15 protein-coding genes are annotated in these 20,011 nt (G+C 49.1%); 9 read left to right on the top strand and 6 right to left on the bottom strand.

The annotated features are described in order from the left end of the window. Positions 1-84 precede the first annotated feature (84 nt). The gene (locus tag E1919_RS13655; RefSeq protein WP_162053966.1) at positions 85-927 is read left to right on the top strand and encodes a hypothetical protein; all 843 of its coding nucleotides are present in this window, start codon (positions 85-87) and stop codon (positions 925-927) included. 204 nt (positions 928-1,131) lie between these two features. Next, the gene (locus E1919_RS13650) at positions 1,132-2,250 is read left to right on the top strand and encodes a redoxin family protein (protein ID WP_162053965.1); all 1,119 of its coding nucleotides are present in this window, start codon (positions 1,132-1,134) and stop codon (positions 2,248-2,250) included. Between the two features lie 441 nt (positions 2,251-2,691). On the opposite strand, the gene E1919_RS13645 is transcribed toward E1919_RS13650, so the two are convergent. After that, positions 2,692-3,153 (bottom strand): hypothetical protein, encoded by a 462-nt coding sequence (locus E1919_RS13645; protein ID WP_162053964.1) that lies wholly within the window; start codon positions 3,151-3,153, stop codon positions 2,692-2,694. Between the two features lie 502 nt (positions 3,154-3,655). Between E1919_RS13645 and E1919_RS13640 the strand changes: the two genes are divergently transcribed. Next, positions 3,656-4,612 carry an IS110 family RNA-guided transposase gene (locus E1919_RS13640; RefSeq protein ID WP_162053963.1) on the top strand — a complete coding sequence of 319 codons (957 nt, stop codon included), beginning with the start codon at positions 3,656-3,658 and terminating at the stop codon, positions 4,610-4,612. A 192-nt stretch (positions 4,613-4,804) separates the two neighbouring features. Here E1919_RS13640 and floA read toward each other — a convergent pair whose 3' ends face one another. From floA to proS, 3 genes are all read right to left on the bottom strand, one after another. After that, positions 4,805-5,791: a flotillin-like protein FloA gene (gene floA, locus E1919_RS13635; protein ID WP_162053962.1), complete on the bottom strand. Its 987-nt coding sequence runs from the start codon at positions 5,789-5,791 to the stop codon at positions 4,805-4,807. 10 nt (positions 5,792-5,801) lie between these two features. Next, entirely contained in the window at positions 5,802-6,275 is a 474-nt protein-coding gene (locus E1919_RS13630) for an NfeD family protein (protein WP_162053961.1), read from the bottom strand. Positions 6,276-6,561: 286 nt separating this feature from the next. Further along, on the bottom strand, positions 6,562-8,040 hold the full coding sequence (proS, locus tag E1919_RS13625; protein WP_162053960.1) for a proline--tRNA ligase: 1,479 nt from the start codon (positions 8,038-8,040) through the stop codon (positions 6,562-6,564). Positions 8,041-8,236: 196 nt separating this feature from the next. On the opposite strand from proS, the gene E1919_RS13620 reads away from it, so the two are divergent. The 3 genes from E1919_RS13620 (at position 8,237) to E1919_RS13610 (ending at position 13,499) form a co-directional block, all read left to right on the top strand. After that, positions 8,237-9,466, top strand: coding sequence for a hypothetical protein (locus E1919_RS13620; RefSeq protein WP_162053959.1), 1,230 nt, complete (start codon positions 8,237-8,239; stop codon positions 9,464-9,466). Positions 9,467-9,495: 29 nt separating this feature from the next. Beyond that, entirely contained in the window at positions 9,496-11,082 is a 1,587-nt protein-coding gene (locus E1919_RS13615) for an OmpP1/FadL family transporter (RefSeq protein WP_162053958.1), read from the top strand. Positions 11,083-11,261: 179 nt separating this feature from the next. Then, positions 11,262-13,499: a S9 family peptidase gene (locus E1919_RS13610; RefSeq protein ID WP_162053957.1), complete on the top strand. Its 2,238-nt coding sequence runs from the start codon at positions 11,262-11,264 to the stop codon at positions 13,497-13,499. A 154-nt stretch (positions 13,500-13,653) separates the two neighbouring features. On the opposite strand, the gene E1919_RS13605 is transcribed toward E1919_RS13610, so the two are convergent. Beyond that, positions 13,654-15,099: an aldehyde dehydrogenase gene (locus tag E1919_RS13605; protein WP_162053956.1), complete on the bottom strand. Its 1,446-nt coding sequence runs from the start codon at positions 15,097-15,099 to the stop codon at positions 13,654-13,656. A 303-nt stretch (positions 15,100-15,402) separates the two neighbouring features. Continuing rightward, positions 15,403-16,191 (bottom strand): SDR family oxidoreductase, encoded by a 789-nt coding sequence (locus E1919_RS13600; protein WP_162053955.1) that lies wholly within the window; start codon positions 16,189-16,191, stop codon positions 15,403-15,405. 131 nt (positions 16,192-16,322) lie between these two features. Here E1919_RS13600 and E1919_RS13595 point away from each other — a divergent pair, with 131 nt between their 5' ends. The 3 genes from E1919_RS13595 (at position 16,323) to E1919_RS13585 (ending at position 19,559) form a co-directional block, all read left to right on the top strand. Further along, positions 16,323-16,862, top strand: a complete 540-nt coding sequence (locus E1919_RS13595) for a 3-hydroxyanthranilate 3,4-dioxygenase (RefSeq protein WP_162053954.1) — start codon at positions 16,323-16,325, stop codon at positions 16,860-16,862. 140 nt (positions 16,863-17,002) lie between these two features. Next, complete coding sequence (locus E1919_RS13590) at positions 17,003-18,328, top strand: PQQ-dependent sugar dehydrogenase (RefSeq protein WP_162053953.1); 1,326 nt, start codon at positions 17,003-17,005, stop codon at positions 18,326-18,328. 145 nt (positions 18,329-18,473) lie between these two features. After that, positions 18,474-19,559 carry an amidohydrolase family protein gene (locus E1919_RS13585; RefSeq protein ID WP_162053952.1) on the top strand — a complete coding sequence of 362 codons (1,086 nt, stop codon included), beginning with the start codon at positions 18,474-18,476 and terminating at the stop codon, positions 19,557-19,559. Positions 19,560-20,011 lie beyond the last annotated feature (452 nt).

Genomic DNA, 20,011 nt, shown 5'->3' with positions numbered 1-20,011 from the left:
TTTTAGTGATATTTACGTAGTTCGCAATATACGAAAAAATAAAATCGCTAAATTAGCTCAATTGCTAAACCAAACTACAATTAGATGAAAAAAACGTACTTACTGCTGGCATCAGCCCTTATGATAGGCTTTACAGCCTGTGATACTGCCCGCCAGACACAAGACACCGATACACAAGCAACTACAACACCGATCAGAGGAGCAGGACCAGTGCCTGCAGGGCCTGTAATGAGCAAAGGCGGCTTGCGCGTGTTTGCTTTCGACAACTCTCAGAATTACCCGGAGTCGATGCTGCGCCTGAATGTGCCGCCTGCAGGAGGAGTGGTAGAGCCAGGTCCGGTGCAGTTTGACTATGACCTTTCGAATTATCAGCTGACTCGCATGACGCCGCACTCCAATTCGGAGCATTTGGCAAATTCCGGGCAGGGGCAGCACATCCATAACATCGTGGACAACGAACCGTACACGGCGCACTATGAAACGGAGTTTATGAAGGATTTGGAGGAAGGCGACCATGTTATCCTGTCATTCCTGTCGCGCTCTTACCATGAGAGCTTAAAGCACAAAGGTGCCTATGATTTGCGTGTTGTGACAGCAGGCAAACCTGCAGAGCGAATGGATTTTGATACCAACGCTCCACACATGTTCTACAGCCGTCCGAAAGGGGAGTATACAGGAGCAGATACAGAGCAGGTGATGCTGGACTTCTACCTGGTGAATACTGACCTTTCTGCCAATGGCAACAAGGTCCGCGCTACCATCAACGGTACTGAGTTTGTGCTGAACAGATGGCTGCCGTATATAATGGAAGGGCTTCCTATGGGAGAGAATACCATTCAGTTGGAACTGATAGACAACAACGGGAACGTCATTCCGGGTCCTTTTAACACCGTAACCCGTACATTTACACTCAAGCCGGCAGCATAGCTGTTCGCTAATCAACAACAAAACGCCCGCGCCATACTACTTGGCGCGGGCGTTTTGTTTATAAAAGGGGAGTTCTCTACACAGATACATACCATAACAGAAGATATTAAACCTGCAGGAGTTTGGTGGCAGGGTATAATTTTGATATATTCATTTGAAAATTAAAGATTTGCCTGAATTAAAGACTCCTAAACGAGAATGATTATGATACGAACTATTTTACAAAGAAGCCTCCTGCTGTCCTTCCTCCTTTTGCTGGCTACCCAAGGCTTTGCAGCCGATCCCAAGCCCTTGGAGATTGGAGCACCGGCACCTGATTTCAGCCTTCCGGGTACTGATGGCAAGACCTATACGCTGAAGAGCTTTGCGGACGCCAAAGTGCTGGCGATTATTTTCTCCTGTAACCATTGCCCAACGGCGCAGGCTTACGAAGACCGTATGAAGGCTCTAGCGGCAGACTACAAAAATAAAGGAGTGGCGGTGGTAGTTGTTTCCCCTAACGATCCGGAGGCAGTAAGCCTGGACGAGCTGGGTTACAGCGACATGGGGGACACATTTGAGGAAATGAAAACTCGGGCGAAAGAGAAGAACTATAACTTCCCTTACCTCTACGACGGCGATACTCAGGAAATGTCGATGGCTTACGGGCCGGCCGCTACGCCGCATGTTTTCATCTTCGATAAGCAGCGTAAACTGCAATATAACGGTAGGCTCGATGCCTCTGAGAAACCAGGATCTGCTAATGCGGAAGACGCACGGAATGCCATAGACGCTTTGCTGGCAGGTAAACCGGTGCCTGTTGCCAAAACAAAAACATTTGGCTGCTCTATTAAATGGGCCGACAAGAAAGAAATGGCGGAGCGGGCAAGGGCGCAATGGGCAAAGGAAGAAGTGTCGCTGAGTTTGATTGACGAGCCGGCGCTGAGAGCCCTGCTGAAGAATGACACAGATAAAGTGCGCCTGGTAAATGTGTGGGCCACCTGGTGCGGCCCCTGCGTGCAGGAGCTGCCGGATTTTGTGGACATCAACCGCATGTACCGCAACCGCGATTTTGAGTTCATCACCATCAGTGCTGATAAGCCGGATAAAAAAGATAAAGCCCTGGCTGTTCTGAAGAAGCTAGAAGCATCCAACACCAACTACCTCTTCAACTCAGAAGACAAGTATGCACTGATAGAGGCCATTGACCCAGAGTGGCAGGGAGCGCTGCCTTACACGCTCTTAATTGAGCCGGGTGGCAAGGTGCTGTACCGTAAGCAAGGCACTATCGTACCTGCTGAGATGAAGAAAACGATAGTGGAGAAAGTAGGGCGGTATTACTAATTGTAACTCTTTGGGGCAAGGTATAAGCAATTGTGACTAGCTTAGAATTGTAGTTTAAGGCTAAGAAAGTTTGTGCCATATTTCATTGCAGTCAATTTGAACTCTTCCCAGAAATGGCTGCTATTTAACATATCATTGGTTATAAGAGAAACACGCTCAAGAGCCTCCTGGAGGGGGTAGGGGTTTTGGTACTTTCACGGGGTGCAGAAAAATACCTTCTGAAAAAACTTAATATTTTTAGAAGATTTAATGACTCGTAAGGGTGTAACAGGTATAAGCTGATATAACTTTTTCTTTTGTGTTCGCTGCTGTTCTACTGTGGTAAAGCCTTGCTTGAAGAGAAAGTTAAAAGCCCCTCCGTTTCTGGAGAGGCTAACATGCTATAATGCTCTTTCGGAAAGACTCCTCCCTTCTAAAAGAATTCATTTTTTGCTTATGTGCTTATTTCTCAAATTCAATCGTTCTAACATACTTTGCTGCTTGCCTCCATCCGCCTGCTTTAGTATACGTATGGTCTGTTTCCTCTACCCGCCAAACCATCTTTTGTTCTGTGACGGAGACAAGTTCGTAGGTCTCAGTTCTACCACTCTGATTAGTAAGGTTTATAAGCCTCTTGCCATCCTCTTTGCTTATTGTATAGGTATAATTTGCTACCTGATTGGCAGCTGCTTTATATAAAGTAGTTATGTTCCCTTCAGTTATTGTATAGTTTATTACCCCTACCTCTTTATCGCTGTATTCTACAGCACCCGATGAATTGTAATACACATTTGTGACTAAATTCCTTACCCATTCCCCCTTCACAAGTTCAGCCATTGAGTCGGGTTCTTCCGCTTCTTCTTTATCGCACCCAACGAAGAGGAATAAAGTTAATAGAACAGGCAACAGAAATAGTTTTTTCATATATGATCTACTTAGGTTTTACTATCAGGTATGAATGAGAGGAAACTAGAATTAATATCTCAATAAATTACGTTATATATAAATATCCTTATACTTAACTATGGGTATGTAAGTTGCAACTATCAAAGTAAATAATATTAGTTTCTTTATTCCTCAGTTGATCATTTTCTTCTAGCTGCGAGCTGAGCCTAATGAGCCTAAATTAGCTACTCCTATTTATCATCCTATGTTTGTTCTCAATGTTTTAGCTACTCTTTTTTCCCTTTTGTTAATCAGAGAAAAAATTATCTAAAACAGATAAAACAAGTACCTAAGCTGTAGACAAGAAAACTGGGTAAGGAATAAGATTCCTATTTATCAAGGGTTAGCTAAACCCGCGCCTTATGACAATCCCCTTACCCGGCTTCTTTACCTTGAACAGTTCATTAGGCTCAGAGCCTGCATCAGGATGTTAAGTGAAAGAGAAGCTACCTTTTGTCAAAAGTTATATGATAAACACAGCATGATGGAACAAACTTACACCGGTATCGATGTGGCCAAAGATAGTTTTGTGGTGGCTACAAAACTAGTAGGCAAAGTAGCCACCTCCTTGCACCAAAACGACAAGAAGGGTATTAACAGCTTTCTTAAAAGTCTGCCAGATTACTCCTGGTGCATTATGGAGGCAACAGGGGTTTACAGCCTGCAGCTGGCCATTGCCTTGTATGAAAAAGGCATTAAGGTGTCGGTGGTGAATCCTTTGCAGATCAAGCGCTTTGCCCAGACCAAGTTAAAGAGGACGAAAACAGACAAGGTCGATGCGGTGCTGATCGCAGAGTACGGGGAGCGCATGCAGCCAAAGCTCTACGAGCCGCCAGCTCCCTTCATGAGGAAACTGCAGCAACAGCGCATGTCAATGAAATTGCTTGTCAAGAGCAAGCGCTCTTTCCTGAACCAGTTGCATGCCCTGTCCCAATTGGAGGAAGCGGATAAAGCTGCTCTAAAGGCCTGTAAAGCGGTCTTGACAAGCATAGAAAAACAAATCGGGAGACTAGAGGAACAGATGCAACAGCTGGCAGAAGAGCACTGCCAGGAGCTGTTTACCTTGCTGCAGACCATTCCCGGCATCAGCACCAAGTCTGCCATAGAGCTTATTATTGTCTCTGGCGGGTTCAGAAACTTTACATCAGCCAGGCAGTTCAGCGCCTTTATCGGGATCAGCCCCTGCATCAATGAGTCTGGCACCTCCATCCGCGGCTATAGGGGGATCAGCAGGATCGGGGACAAAAACATAAGGGCCATGCTCTACATGTGTGCCATGGCGGCAAAAGTTCACAACAAGGCTTGCCAGGAGCTGTATGATCGGATGGTGGCGGCAGGAAAAGCAAAGAAGGTAGCCTTGGTAGCGGTGATGAACAAGCTCATAAAGCAGGTCTTTGGTATGGTAAAATCCGGAGAGGTTTATGTTGAAAATTGTTAAGCGCAGCACCTAAAAATAAGCACTAATACAGTTGCTTTTTAACACAGTTCATAATCGGGCTTATAGGCTAACTAAGAAGCATCTCCTTCTCAAACTTCCAAAAACAACCTTAACTCTTGCCAGTCCTATAAAATAAGCGGCTACACCTCATGACGAAGTGTAGCCGCTTATTTTAAGTCTTTAAATTCCCTGCTATTCTTTAGGCTTGTTCTGGCCGCCCTGCCCTGGGTTAGCGATGGAGTTGCGCATGTCGGTGTCGGATTGGATGTTCTGCATGCGGTAGTAGTCCATGATGCCTAACTGGCCGCTGCGGAAAGCTGCTGCAATGGCCTGCGGCACTTCTACCTCCGCCTGTATAACGTTGGCGCGGGCTTCCTGTGCCTTGGCTTTCATTTCCTGCTCTACGGCTACGGCCATGGCACGACGCTCTTCGGCTTTTGCTTCAGCCACCTTTAAATCGGCACCGGCTTGGTCAATCTGCAGCTTGGCACCAATGTTCTCGCCCACATCAATGTCGGCAATATCAATGGAAAGAATCTCGTAGGCTGTGCCCGCATCCAGACCTTTCTGTAAAACCAGTTTAGAAATGATGTCAGGGTTCTCCAGAACGCTCTTGTGAGAGGTAGAAGAACCGATAGAAGTGACAATGCCCTCACCCACACGCGCCAGAATGGTTTCTTCGCCGGCACCACCTACCAGTTGGTTGATGTTGGCACGCACCGTAACGCGGGCTTTTGCAATTAGCTGAATGCCATCCTGTGCCACAGCGGCCACGTTAGGCGTATTGATTACTTTCGGGTTAACAGAGGTGGTTACGGCTTCAAATACGTTACGGCCGGCCAGGTCTATGGCGGTGGCTTGCTTGAAAGAAAGCGGAATATTCGCCTTGTCAGCAGAAATAAGCGCTTTGATAACGGTAGGTACGTTGCCGCCTGCCAGGTAGTGTGTTTCCAGTTCAGTGGTGGTCAGGTCGATGCCCGCTTTGGTGGCATTTATCATGGAGTTGACAATAAGGCTGGGCGGTACTTTGCGGATGCGCATGAATACCAGCTCCGCCAGGCCAACCTTTACACCGGAGAACAACGCCGTGATCCAAAGGCTGATAGGCACAAAGTACAGGAATATCATCAGGGCAACAATGACCCCTGCAATAATTAATAATACCGATAGGTTTTCCATGCGTGTTAGTTTAGCTGACTTCTTCTACTACAATCTTATTTTGACTTAATACAATGATGCGGACTGTCTTGTTTGGCGCTACAAACTCGCCCTGGGTCTGGACCTCGTGGTGGCGCTCTGCGAACAGCGCAGTGCCCTGTGGGCGCAGCGCTGATACCGTTTTGCCAACCTCGCCTACTTCCAGCAGATGGGGGTTATCTTCGTTTACATGGCCGCGGTTCTGGTTTTTTAAAGCAAACTGAGACCAGCTTTCGGAGCGGAAGCTGTAGACAAAAGCCAATGCGCCTATTAATATTGTGCATGCAAGTATGATGTGCCCGATAGTGGAGCCCAGCGCAGTATAGCCGATCCAGATGCCAATGGCAGCAAGTACAAGCCCTATTATACCAACAATGGTAGTGCCGGGCACAAAAATTAACTCCACAATAATGAGGAGCAAGCCAATACCAATGAGTAATACAACTGTAACCCAGTCCAGTAACATCGTGCGGTGCGTTTATATAGGTAAATATAGGGAATTCTTCATAAGGATGAGGGAATATTTATGGGTAAGCCTTGCTTTTAGCTAAGTTAAGAATGTCTACCTGTTCACGAGGCTGCTTGCGCTACAAGCTGATATTGTTGAACCGCTTGAGACTCAAAAAGTTTGTCAATATAATGAGATGAAGCAGCTAGTATTTTGAACTCAGTCTAAAGTAAAACGCCACCTCCGGGTAAGGGAGGCGGCGTTTGTACAAAGCTGTTGCTACGGCAGATTATGAACAACGAAATTAGTATGCTTTAGCAAAATATACGCGCTGCTTGCTTGGCTTGCCTGTCAGCATGTCCACGCCTTCTTCCTCTTCCGTGTTTAGGGCGATGCAGCGGATAGTTGCCTTTGTCTCTTCTTTAATGCGCTCCTCTGTCTCCGGGGTGCCATCCCAATGCGCCAGCACAAAACCTCCTTTGCTTTCCAGCACCTCCTTAAACTCCTCATAAGAAACTACCTTGGTGGTATGCTCCTCCCGGTAAGTGAAGGCCCTGTTGTAGATGTTCTCCTGTATCTCGTCCAGCAGGGCAGGGATATAGTCGGCGAGTGAGTCAAACGCCTGCGTGCTCTTCTCTTTTGTGTCGCGGCGGGCGACTTCGGCCGTGCCGTTCTCCAGGTCGCGGGCACCGATGGCTAAGCGTACCGGTACACCCTTCAGCTCCCACTCGGCAAACTTAAAGCCCGGACGCTCGGTGTCGCGGTCATCAAACTTCACGCTGATGCTTTTGCTTTCCAGTTCTTTTTTCAGAGCATTTACCTTTTCGCTGATTTTGGCCAGTTGCTCTTCTCCTTTGTAAATCGGCACAATCACTACCTGTATAGGCGCCAGCTTTGGAGGCAGTACCAAACCTTCGTCGTCGGAATGGGCCATAACGAGCGCACCCATCAGGCGGGTGCTCACGCCCCAGGATGTACCCCATACGTGCTCCAGGCCTCCTTCTTTTGTGGCAAACTTCACGTCAAACGCCTGGGCAAAGTTCTGCCCCAGGAAATGCGATGTGCCGGCCTGCAGTGCTTTGCCATCCTGCATCAATCCTTCAATGCAGTAGGTGTCGAGGGCGCCGGCAAAGCGCTCGCTTGGTGTTTTCACGCCCCTTACTACTGGCAGCGCGATGTATTGCTCGGCAAAAGTGGCATATACCTCCATCATCTGCTTTGTCTCGGCAATGGCCTCTTCGGCAGTGGCATGCGCCGTATGGCCTTCCTGCCACAGAAATTCGGCTGTGCGCAGGAATAGGCGCGTGCGCATTTCCCAGCGCACCACGTTCGCCCACTGGTTAATCAGCAGGGGCAGGTCGCGGTAACTCTGGATCCAATTTTTGTACGTGCTCCAGATAATTGCCTCTGAGGTAGGGCGCACAATCAGCTCTTCCTCCAGTTTAGCGTTCGGGTCAACACGCAGCTTGCCGGGGTTGTCGGGGTCAGTTTGCAGACGGTAATGGGTAACCACGGCGCACTCTTTCGCAAAGCCCTCTGCATTTTGTTCCTCGGCTTCAAACAGGCTCTTGGGTACAAATAGCGGGAAGTAAGCGTTCTGGTGCCCTGTTGCTTTAAACATATCGTCCAGCACGCGCTGCATTTTCTCCCAGATAGCGAAACCGTATGGTTTAATGACCATACACCCGCGGACGGCAGAGTTTTCGGCCAAGCCAGCTTTTTTTACCAGTTCATTATACCACAAGGAGTAGTCTTCGCTTCTTTTAGGTAACCCTTTACTCATCTTTTAAACTAATTTTATTATAAATAGCCTATTCTTAAGGCTTTTGGAACAGAATTTGCATCTTTATAGACAAAAGCCACATATCATTCTGGCTCAAAATTACGTTAATATATTGTACTATAGATAAGGTTTTGCACCATTGTGTGTTTATCTTTGATATAGCTTGAAAATAGACAATCTTTTACAGCAGCAGGCCATGAAAAAATATAAGTTACTTACGATAGCCCCCATGCTCACACTATTGGCAGCAGGATGTAGCACTCCTATTGCCATGCAATCTACGGAGTATGATGATATGTACTACAGTTCATCAGATAAAACCGAGTATGTGGCGCCAGAGGCGACAACATCTCAAAGATATGATGACCTTACCGTAGACGAGGCATTTGGCGAAGGAGAGGTGATAAACCCTGAATATTCAGGTAGCACCGCCAGAACAGATGATTATGTTGGTGACGAATACTACGACGGACGCGAATATGATGCCCGTAATAACTGGTATCAGCCAAGCTATTCTTTTGTAGACCCATACTGGGGTACAGCTTTTACTCCTCGTATGTCCAGTTACGCTTTTCATGATCCGTTTTACGACCCATTCTTTGATGACCCGTTTTACTACAACTCATTCCGTCGCAGCCCATATTGGGGGGGCTGGAACCGCGGCCTAAACATTAACATCGGCTATGGTATGGGAATGGGTATGGGTATGCCTATGGCCTGGGGTGGTGGTTTTTATAACCGACCCATGATGGGCATGGGCGGTTGGTGGCCTAACAGCTACGGGTACGGTTACTACAATGGCTTCCGTAATGGCTTCAATAACGGATTTTATGGAGGAAACCCTTACTATGGCGGCTTCTATGACCGTCCGGTTATAATCGGAAACCCTGTGAGAATACAGAATAGCCCACGAAATTCCCGCAGTGCGGTGGTAACAGACAACCCGGCTTTACGCAGACCTACAAGAGGTGGCGTGAATCAGGGAGAGAGCATCGGCAGGCAAGCCATAGGCTCAGAGAGTGTTGGTCGTCCTTCCCGCAGAGGTGAAACTGTAACTACTCCGATACGGACAGAAGGTAACGTGAGGACAACAGAAGGAGTAAGGGCTACTGAAGGAGAAAAAAGAGCACTGCCAAATCGCCCAAGCCGTACCAGACGTACACCTGCCATCAACAACCAGCAGGAGCAACGCGCTGCGCCAGCAAGAATTGAGCGTCGTACCCGTACGCAGGAATACAGACAACCACAACAGCGACAGCAGCAGCAACAGCGCGTTCGCCCAACTGAAAGCCGCCCGACCCGTACGTATGAAAGTCGTCCGACCCGTACTTACGAGAGCCCGGTACGTAGCTCTCCAATGCCACGTAGCAGCGGTTCCTCTGGTAGCAGCGGTGGAGGCGGTCGTCCACCAAGAGGGGGAAATTAATTAATCAGTAAAGCAAAAACCAAGATAACATGAAGAAGATAGTTTTGGCCAGTCTGGCGCTTGCGCTAGGCTGGAGCGGAACTGCTTTTGCTCAAACCGAGGTGGATGCCCTGCGCTACACTCAACTGGGCGTAACAGGCTCTGCACGTATACAAGGCTTAGGAGGCGCACAAACCGCATTAGGTGCTGATATTTCCAGCCTTTCAGCTAACCCTGCCGGTTTGGGTATGTTCCGCCGGTCAGAGTTCAGTTTCACACCGGCATTACAGTTCAACACAACAGATACCAATATAAACGGGGCACGGCAGTCAGATGAGCGCAACCTGCTCACCATTCCGCAGGCAGGTATAGTGCTCTCTAATCGCAAAGGAGACGAGGACTTAAGTGATTGGCGCGGCCTTAACTTTGGCATAGGCCTCACAAGGCTTAACAACTTTAATCAGCGCATCAGCTACAACAATATCAATACCCCGCCCAATACAATTGTCGACTACTTTGCGGATCAGGCAAATAACAGAACCCTGCTTGGTGGCGAGACGCTTGAAGAAAGCTTAGATGCCGAGTTTGGGCAGGAAGTTAGCATAGAAGGTTTAGCTTTTAGCAACTATCTCATCGATATACTGGATAATGATTTAGGACGGTATGCAGTTCCACTTTATAATTTAGGTGATGTAGCCCAAAGCGAAACGATTGAGCGCAGAGGTTCACAAAATCAAATTGATATTGGTGTGGGTACCAGTTACCGTGACAGGATATATGTAGGTGCATCTGTTGGTATCGTAACAACAAATCTGACGCAGGAAAGCACATTTCTTGAATCTGGTTATCACGTAGCAAGCTTGGATGAATATGGTGAACCCATTTATGATGAAAATGGCAACCCGCTTGCAGATGGAAATTATAGTCTAGAGTTGTTTGACCAGTTTACTACACGCGGGGCAGGCGTAAACCTGAAAGTTGGGGTTATTGCCAGGCCAGTTGATGCGTTGCGTATTGGAGTGTCTGTGCAGACGCCAACAGCATATACGCTTACAGATACTTACCAGCGCTCCCTATATTCTACCTCCATTAATCCGAATACAGGAGCATCGGAAAACTTTAGTGCCTCTGAGCTGCCAGGAGATTTTTCCTATAGCCTTACCACACCCTTCAGGGCGTCTGGTGGCGTAGGTGTTTTCCTGGGTAAATATGGCTTTGTAAGCGGCGATATAGAATATGTAAATTATGCAGGCACCCGTTTTTCAGCAGATGACAATTTTGGAAATGGCTCAGGTAATTTCTATTCAAGCCTGAACAACAGCATCTCCAATATGTACCAGTCAGCTATGAGCTATAGAATAGGGGCTGAAGGCCGCTATGAGGCGTTCAGGGTGCGTGCAGGATATGCACACACAGGAGACCCATATGCCAGCTCAGACTTAAATGGTGCCGTTAACTCTGTCTCAGTAGGAGCAGGAGTACGCTTGCTGAACTACTATGCCGACATGGCTTATGTAAGAAGCACAAGCGACAGCCGTTACTCGCCATACCAGTTTAGTTCCGGCAGTGGTGAGCCTGTGGTAGACATTAGCAACACACAAAACTCTGTGTTGCTAACCATCGGGTATAACTTCTAAGCAAAAGCATAAACAACAAAAAAACAGGCAGCTCTGATAAAGAGCTGCCTGTTTTTTTATTGTTTATGGCTGGTTTTATGCCCACTGCAGGAGGTATAGGTATGGTTTTGGCTATGATGTATGGTGAAACGATATTATTCCTATAATTTAGAGGAAGGAAAAAACAATAAATAAATCGCATGCAAATCAAATTAAAGACAAACCTTTTAGCTGCCGTGCTTTTTTGCTTCGCCTTTGTGGTGCAGGCGCAGCAGAAGAAGGATATTACGCTGGAGGATATCTACCGTGACGGTACTTTCCGGGCAGAGTCGGTATATGGGGTAAACTGGATGAAAGACGGCCAGTATTATACCTCGCAGGTGCCTGACGAGAAAAACAAGGTCTATGACATCGTAAAGTATAACGTCACCACCGGCCAGCCTGTCAGCACCATCATCGAAGGCGAAAACCTTATACCGGCTGGCGGCAATGCTCCTATCCAGTTCGACGATTATACCTTCAGCTCTGATGAGCAGAAGGTGCTGTTTGCAACAGAGAGTGAACAGATTTACCGCCGCTCTTCCAAAGCAGACTTTTACATCTACGACATCCCGACAAAGAAGCTGACCAAGCTCAGCGACGGCGGCAAACAGCTATATGCTTCTTTCTCTCCGGATGCGAAGCGTGTTGCCTTTGCCCGCGAAAACGACATGTTTGTGGTGGACCTGAGCAACATGCAGGAAACGCAGATTACCGCTGATGGCAAATTCAACTCCATCATCAACGGGTATGCGGATTGGGTGTATGAGGAGGAGTTTGGCTTTGCAAAAGGCTTTGACTGGTCGCCGGACGGCAAGAAGATTGCCTTCTATACCTTTGATGAGGCTAACGTGCCCGAGTTTAACATGCAGATGTGGGGCGAGCTCTACCCGCAGGACAACAAGTTTAAATACCCGAAAGCTGGTGAGGCCAACTCAGCGGTAAAAGTGTCAGTGTATGATGTAGCCAGCGGCAAAACGGTCAAAATGGATACTGGCAACGAGGCAGATATCTACATCCCGCGCATCAAGTGGACAAACAACCCGAACCTGCTGTCTATCCAGAAGATGAACCGCCTGCAGAACACCCTGGAGATTCTACACGCAAATGCCACTACTGGTAAAGCGGATGTAGTGCTGAAAGAAACAGACAAGGCTTACATAGATATTACAGATGACCTGACCTACCTGAACGACGGCAAGTATTTTATCCACTCATCTGAAAAGGATGGATTCAATCACCTGTACCTGTACAACATGAACGGCAAGCTGGTGCGCCAGATTACGAACGGGAAATGGGAGGTAAGCAGCTATGTGGGCTACGACGAGAAGAACGACCGCCTGTACTATATGTCTACGGAGGTGTCGCCGCTGGACCGCCACCTGTATAGCATCAGCAGCAAAGGCAAGAATAAAAAGCGCCTGACAGAGAAAGCCGGTACGCACCGCGTGAACATGAGCAATGACTTTAAGTATTACCTGGACTATTACTCAGCTGCCAATGTGCCACCAACTGTTAGTTTGCATACCGCCAAAGACGGTAAACTGATTAAGATGTTGGAGGATAACCAAGCACTGAAGAACAAGCTAGCCCAGTATGATATAGCAGAGCAGGAGTTCTTTACCATGAACACGGCAGATGGCACAAAACTGAATGGCTGGATGATCAAACCAACCGATTTCGACCCGAACAAGAAGTACCCGGTGCTGATGTTTGTGTATGGCGGGCCAGGCTCCCAAACGGTAACCAACAGTTGGGGCGGCAACAACTACCTGTGGTACCAGACACTGGCCGACAAAGGCGTGATGGTAGTGAGTGTAGACAACCGTGGTACAGGTGCCCGTGGTGCTGAGTTTAAGAAAGTGACCTACGCCAACCTGGGCAAGTATGAAATTGAAGACCAGATTGAGGCTGCTAAGTGGTTGGGAAACCAACCTTACGTAGACAAAGACCGCATCGGTATCTGGGGCCATAGCTTTGGAGGTTACATGACGCTGCTGGGCCTGACAAAAGGCGATGGTATCTTCCGTGCCGGTATCTCTGTGGCTCCGGTTACTAACTGGAGATTCTATGATTCAATCTACACCGAGCGCTACCTGAAAACACCACAGGAAAACGCTGCCGGTTACGACCAGAATTCACCGCTTTCCTTCGCTGACCAGTTGCAGGGCGACCTGTTGCTGATTCATGGCACCGGCGATGACAACGTGCATTTCCAGAATGCGGTGGCGATGCAGGACGCCCTGATTGATGCAGACAAGCAGTTTGAGAGTTTCTACTATCCAAACCGCAACCATGGCATCTACGGCGGTAATACTTACATGCACCGCTTTAAGATGATGACAAATTTCCTGGAACGTAAGCTGATAAATCCAGAGGAAACTTCAGTAAATCAGTAAGCTTCTGTAAATATCTATCTGCACAGGCCTACCCGAAAAGGTAGGTCTTTGCTTTTTTTTTGCGGGCAGGAGTGTCTTTTTTTATAATGGGAGGTCGCAAGTTCTAAGTTTGTCTTATGCTGCAAGATAGCTTTTCTGTTTCCAAAATTTTAGATTAAAGCTTCACACATACATTCTGCGGCTCAGTGAAAAAACGCAGCGCCTCGAAACCACCCTCACGTCCAACACCGGAATTCTTCATGCCTCCGAAGGGCGTGCGCAGGTCGCGGAGGAGCCAGGTGTTAACCCAGATAATGCCGCTGTGCACCTGGTGCGCCATGCGGTGGGCGCGGGTGAGGTTTTGCGTCCAGATAGTGGCGGAAAGACCGTAGCCGGTGCAGTTGGCGTATTGTATAACCTCTTCCTCGGTGTCGAAAGGAGTGAGTGTGATGACAGGGCCGAAAATTTCTTCGGTGTTGGTGCGGCAGTTGTAGGGCAATCCTTCGATAACAGTGGGAGCGATAAACCAGCCTTTAGCGCAGCGGCCTTCTACCTGTACCTGATGTCCGCCAGTCAGAATAGTACCACCTTCCTGCTTTGCCAGTTCTATATAAGACAGCACCTTCTGCATGTGCTGCGCTGATACCACAGCCCCTTGCTTTGTGGCATCCTCCAGCGGGTCGCCAACTTTCAGAACCTTTACCTTTTCTACAAAAGCATCTCTAAACTTATCGTACAGCGGGCGCTCTATAAAGATACGGGAGCCGCAAAGGCAGATTTGCCCTTGGTTCGCAAATGAGGAATGGATGGAAGTATGAAGGGCGTTGTTGAAGTCGCAATCGGCGAAGATGATATTTGGGTTCTTCCCGCCCAGTTCCAGCGACAGCTTCTTGAACATAGGCGCAGCTGTGGCGGCAATGGAGCGTCCGGTTGCGGTACCCCCTGTGAAGGAAATAACCGGCACCTTCGGGTGCGCCACCATGGCCGCGCCCACTTTATGCCCGTAGCCATGCACAATGTTCAGCACCCCCGCCGGCAGCCCCGCCTCCTGGCACAACTCCGAGAGCAGGTAAGCTGTCATAGGTGTAACTTCAGAAGGCTTTGCCACCACACAATTGCCGGCTGCCAGCGCAGGAGCAATTTTCCAGGTGAACAGGTACAGCGGCAGGTTCCATGGCGAGATGCAGCCAGCCACGCCATGCGGATGCCGGACAGTATAGTTAATGGCCTCCGTGCCTTCCATATAATGTGCCTCAGAGGCAAAGTGCTGAATCGCGGTGCCATAGAAGCGCATGTTGCTGCTGGCTCGTGGTATATCCACCGTCTTCGCCAGTTTCAGCGGCTTGCCATTGTCCACCGATTCAGCTTCGGCCAAACGCTCATGGTGCTGGTCAATCAGGTCAGCGATGCGCATCAAAAGCTGCCCCCGCTTTTCAGCCGGAGTTTTTGCCCATGCTGGAAAAGCCGCCTGTGCTGCCTGCACCGCCAGCTCCACATCCTGCGCATCTGAGTCGGGGATAAGGGAGTATACTTCGCCAGCGGCTGGGTTGTAGTTGTCGATGTACTTCCCCGCCACCGGTGCTATTAGTTGGCCGTTGATGTAATTTTGTAGCTGCTTCACTGCTCTAATAGTTAGAGTTTGTAATTATATATGGTAGAAGAATAATCAGTTCCGGGTCCAACCACCCCCAGCCCCTCCTGTCTAAGGCGGGGAGTTTCTTTTCTTATGCCAGCTTTGTTCATTATAGATAATGTTATCACTATAACTACTATTGATTTTGAAGAAGCAACTATAGAACTATAGGTTTGCTCAAGCAAAAGCAGATTCCCCGCCTTAGACTCTAAAGGGGGCCCAGCACCCCCAGGAGGGGTTAGGGGTGGTTGGATTACTTCTACAGAACAATACATGTCCAGCTACCACCAATTAAATACTCCCCGTTCTGCCCCCATCCACCGCTAAGCTAATGCCGTTGATATAAGCGGCGGCGGGTGTGGCCAGGAAGGCAGCGGCGGCGGCTACTTCTTCCGGTTCGGCAAAGCGGCGGGCTGGTATGGCGGCTTCCATCTCTTCCTGCACAGCCTCTTTGCTGCGCCCCGATTTCTCTGCCCTGCTCTCTACCAGCGACCAGATGCGACCTGTCTTAGTAGAACCAGGTAGCACATTATTGACCGTAATGCCGAACTGTCCCAACTCATTAGCCATCGTTTTCGCCCAACTGGCTACTGCGCCGCGGGTGGTGTTCGAAACGCCTAGGCCTGGAATGGGTTCCTTTACAGAAGTGCTGATGATGTTGATAATGCGTCCATAGCCCGCTTTTTTCATGAGCGGCACCACGGCCTGCACCAACTGGTGGTTGTTGATGAGGTGCATGTTGAAGGCTTTTAAAAACTCTTCTGGCTTTGCCTCAGTAATGAGGCCGCCCGGAGGGCCTCCCGTATTGTTAACCAGGATGTGTATTTCATCCAGCTCCTGCACGTAGGCCTTAATCTGCAGGTATACTTCATCCGGATTCGAGAAATCAGCCACTAAATAATCATGCTGCTGCCCATTTGCCTGGTCAAGCTCCCGAGTTACTTCTTTTAGCTTTTCCTCGTTTCGGGCTACCAGTGTGATGCTGGCTCCTAAAGCGGCTAACTCTATGGCGATGGCTTTACCAATGCCCTGGGTGCTGCCACATACAATGGCGCGTTTGTCTTTCAAGTCTAAGTTCATAAATTGAATGTACGGAAAACAGCGTAAACTTGCCCGGGCAATCCCGCCGCGGGTGCAAGTGGCATTACCATTTTTAACCTCTTTTGCGTACCTTCAATTCAATAACATTATTAACCTAATGATACAAAACGATGGCTATAAGCAGACCTTTCAACTTTAAAAAGTGGATTGAAGAAAACCGCCACCTGCTAAAACCACCAGTGGGCAACCAGCAGGTTTTTAAAGGCAACGACGATTTTATTGTGATGGTGGTAGGTGGGCCGAACGCCCGCAAAGACTATCATTACGATGAAGGCGAGGAGTTTTTCTACCAGTTGGAAGGAGACATTGTACTAAAGATAATAGAAGACGGCAAGCCGGTGGATATTCCTATAAAGGAAGGAGAAATTTTCTTGCTGCCCCCGCGCGTGCCACACTCCCCGCGCCGTCCTGCGAACACCGTAGGCCTGGTAGTGGAGCGCTACCGCAAAGCAGGGGAGAAAGATGGTTTCCTGTGGTTCTGCGAGAACTGTGGCAATAAGTTGTATGAGGAGTATGCTGATGTTACAGATATTGTAGGACAGCTGCCTGTGATTATGGACAACTTCTGGAAGAGCGAGGAACACCGCACCTGCAATAACTGTGGCGAAGTAATGCAGCCGCCAGCGCAGCCTGCTGAGGCGAAACAGTAAGAATTTTATCAACAGAAACACCCTCGCAAAGGTCGCTTTACAAGAAGGCATCTTCGTGAGGGTGTTTGCTTTGTAGAGGTACAGCCGCCGAACAAAACCATCACCCCCCGGCTTTAGTAAGTATAAGACATTATACTTTTATGAAGAACCGCACCTACATAGCCTCTTTTGTCACTGCTACCATCATTCTTTTAGGTTGTAATTCACAGCATCCGGTGGTGCAGGAACAGCCTAAAACAATAGAAACGCCTGCAGGGCAGCAGGTAACTTTACCACCCCCACATGCCACAGAGTCTGGCCGCAACTTCAGCAACGTCATCGGTTGGGAAGACGGCAGAACACCGAAAGCACCAGCAGGGTTTACTGTAACTAAGTATGCCGATGGGCTACAGAACCCGCGCTGGCTGTATGTTACTCCAAACGGTGATGTGTTGGTAGCAGAGGCGAACACTGAGGTGGGCTTCTGGAAGCGGCTCGGCGCTAAGATCGTAGGCATCACCAAGTCCATGGCCTTAGGTAACAGCGCCAACCGGATTACGCTCTTCAGAGACACCGATAAGGACGGGAAGCCGGATGTCAGGGAGACTTTTCTGAGCGACTTAAACCAGCCGCTGGGTATGCTGGTGCTGAATGATATGTTTTATGTGGCCAACACAGATGGCATATGGCGCTACCCTTACCAGGCGGGGCAGACGAATATTACAGCAAGGGGAGAAAAGATTCTGGACCTGCCTGCAGGAGGTTATAACAACCACTGGACCCGCAATATCATCGCCAACCCGAATGGTTCAAAGGTTTATGTGGCTGTCGGGTCCGCGAGCGACCATGGGGAGCATGGAATGGAGTATGAAGAGCGAAGGGCGAATATTCTGGAGATAAACCCGGATGGTACGGGCGAGCGTGTGTATGCCAGTGGCCTCCGTAACCCGGTGGGCATGGGCTGGGCACCCGGCACCAACACTCTCTGGACATCGGTGAATGAGCGCGACGATTTAGGCGATGAGCTGGTGCCTGATTATTTGACCAGTGTGCAGGACGGAGGCTTTTATGGCTGGCCCTACGCCTACTTCGGTCCGAACGAAGACCCGGAGTGGTTGGGCCAGCAGCCAAAGCTGGTAGAGCAAACCATTGTGCCGGATGTACCGCTGGTGTCGCATTCCGCCTCACTGGGTTTGGCCTTTTACGATAAGGCCACTTTTCCGGAGAAATACCATGGCGGGGCATTTGTGGGGCAGCATGGCTCCTGGAGGCGCTCAGAGCTGGTGGGGTATAAGGTGGTGTTTGTGCCTTATCAAAACGGTATGCCTGCCGGTCCTCCGGAAGATTTTCTGACAGGCTTTTTTGCCGATAGCGGAGAAGATGAAGTGTATGGCCGCCCGGTAGGCATTGCAGTGCTGCCCGACGGATCAATGCTCGTGGCAGACGATACCAGCAACACCATCTGGCGGGTAAGTGCCCAACGGTAGCTTTTAAAGTATTTTGCCGTGCCCCATCTCTTTTGCCAAAAGCTTTTGCTGTTAAACATGTGTAAAAAGGAGAAAATCTGTATATTGATGGATTGCCCTTTGCTGCGCTGCCAGCATTCAGGCCGTTTCCATTCTGTTCGTTAACATGCAAAAGAACAAGTCTCATGCTTCATCTACTGCTGGTGCCAACCTGTTTAAGGTCGACATCCACACGCATATTCTGCCGCGCACGTGGCCGGACCTGCGAGAGCGCTACGGCTATGGCGGCTTTATTCGGCTGGAGCACCACAAGCCCTGCTGTGCCCGCATGATGATGGATGACAAGTTCTTCCGGGAGATACAGGATAACAGCTGGGACCCCAAGGTGCGTATGCACGAATGCAACCAGCACCAGGTGGGGGTACAGGTGCTGAGCACGGTGCCGGTCATGTTTAACTATTGGGCCAAGCCAGAACACACGTACGATCTCTCCCGCATGCTGAACGACCACATAGCAGGCGTAGTGGCAGATTACCCCGACCGCTTTGTAGGTTTAGGCACCCTGCCAATGCAGGCTCCGGATCTGGCAGTAAAGGAGCTGGAACGATGCGTAAAAGAACTGGGCCTAGCCGGTGTTCAAATCGGTACGCACATCAACGAGCATAACCTGGATTCCCCGCTTCTTTTCCCTGTTTTTGAGGCGGCAGAGGCGCTGGGTGCCGCTGTTTTCGTGCACCCCTGGGACATGTACGGCAAGAAGAAGATGAGCAAATACTGGCTGCCCTGGCTGGTGGGCATGCCCGCCGAAACAAGTCTGGCCATCTGCTCCATGATTTTCGGAGGAGTGTTTGAGCGCCTGCCAAAACTGCGCGTGGCTTTTGCACATGGCGGAGGTTCTTTTCCCGCTACTATCGGCCGGATTGCCCACGGCTTTGAGGTTCGTCCGGACCTGTGTGCCGTCGACAATGACGTTAACCCCCGCGCATACCTGGGTAAGTTCTACCTCGACTCGCTGGTGCATGAGCCAAAGATGCTGGAGTACATGGTTGACTTGGTGGGGGCAAACAGCATCGCCCTCGGCACCGATTACCCTTTCCCGCTGGGCGAACTGGAACCTGGCAAGCTCATTGAGTCCATGCCCTACGACCGCGCCTCCAAAGACCGCATGTTACATGGAAGTGCTTTGGAATGGCTGAACCTGAAGAAGGAGCAGTTTGTAAAGGAAAGTGTTTCGCCAGCTTCGAAGGTTTAGGAGGAGGTTTAGGTTAAAAGTTTTTATGTTTAGGAGTTTCTGCCTGAAAATGTCTAATCACTCCTTCCCCAATGCCGTCAAAATAAAATGCAAACTGTGACAACGCTGCCGTAGACGCCGTTGTAGGTGTTTCTCACCAACAACTTGCTTAAGCTTCAAACTGTCATACATCCTCATTCTCGTTTCTGCTTTTCCGGGTCAAACCACCCCTAACCCCCAATGCCGTCAACTTAAGGGGAAACAGTAACTAAAACTGTCATTTCGAACGCAGTGAGAAATCTGGGTTATTTCATGTACCCGCAATGTTTCAGATTTCTCACTGCGTTCGAAATGAACTGTGTTTAAAAGCAATATTTTGCTTATGATTTTTCCATGTAATACTCTCCTTTGGTAGCGATGGCAAAAGCCTGCTTTATGAGTTTGTTTGCCACAGCTATAAGTGCCAGCCGCTT

The sequence above is a fragment of the Pontibacter pamirensis genome (genome assembly GCF_010015475.1).
Lineage (GTDB): Bacteria > Bacteroidota > Bacteroidia > Cytophagales > Hymenobacteraceae > Pontibacter > Pontibacter pamirensis.
Note: the sequence above shows the minus strand (reverse complement) of the source record. Positions and strands in the feature narration are given on the sequence as shown.

Bases quoted from the DNA above. Each gene is read 5' to 3' on its own strand.
- E1919_RS13655 (WP_162053966.1), top strand. From the start codon at position 85: ATGAAAAAAACGTACTTACTGCTGGCATCAGCCCTTATGATAGGCTTT.
- E1919_RS13650 (WP_162053965.1), top strand. From the start codon at position 1,132: ATGATACGAACTATTTTACAAAGAAGCCTCCTGCTGTCCTTCCTCCTT.
- E1919_RS13645 (WP_162053964.1), bottom strand. From the start codon at position 3,153: ATGAAAAAACTATTTCTGTTGCCTGTTCTATTAACTTTATTCCTCTTC.
- E1919_RS13640 (WP_162053963.1), top strand. From the start codon at position 3,656: ATGATGGAACAAACTTACACCGGTATCGATGTGGCCAAAGATAGTTTT.
- floA (WP_162053962.1), bottom strand. From the start codon at position 5,791: ATGGAAAACCTATCGGTATTATTAATTATTGCAGGGGTCATTGTTGCC.
- E1919_RS13630 (WP_162053961.1), bottom strand. From the start codon at position 6,275: ATGTTACTGGACTGGGTTACAGTTGTATTACTCATTGGTATTGGCTTG.
- proS (WP_162053960.1), bottom strand. From the start codon at position 8,040: ATGAGTAAAGGGTTACCTAAAAGAAGCGAAGACTACTCCTTGTGGTAT.
- E1919_RS13620 (WP_162053959.1), top strand. From the start codon at position 8,237: ATGAAAAAATATAAGTTACTTACGATAGCCCCCATGCTCACACTATTG.
- E1919_RS13615 (WP_162053958.1), top strand. From the start codon at position 9,496: ATGAAGAAGATAGTTTTGGCCAGTCTGGCGCTTGCGCTAGGCTGGAGC.
- E1919_RS13610 (WP_162053957.1), top strand. From the start codon at position 11,262: ATGCAAATCAAATTAAAGACAAACCTTTTAGCTGCCGTGCTTTTTTGC.
- E1919_RS13600 (WP_162053955.1), bottom strand. From the start codon at position 16,191: ATGAACTTAGACTTGAAAGACAAACGCGCCATTGTATGTGGCAGCACC.
- E1919_RS13595 (WP_162053954.1), top strand. From the start codon at position 16,323: ATGGCTATAAGCAGACCTTTCAACTTTAAAAAGTGGATTGAAGAAAAC.
- E1919_RS13590 (WP_162053953.1), top strand. From the start codon at position 17,003: ATGAAGAACCGCACCTACATAGCCTCTTTTGTCACTGCTACCATCATT.
- E1919_RS13585 (WP_162053952.1), top strand. From the start codon at position 18,474: ATGCAAAAGAACAAGTCTCATGCTTCATCTACTGCTGGTGCCAACCTG.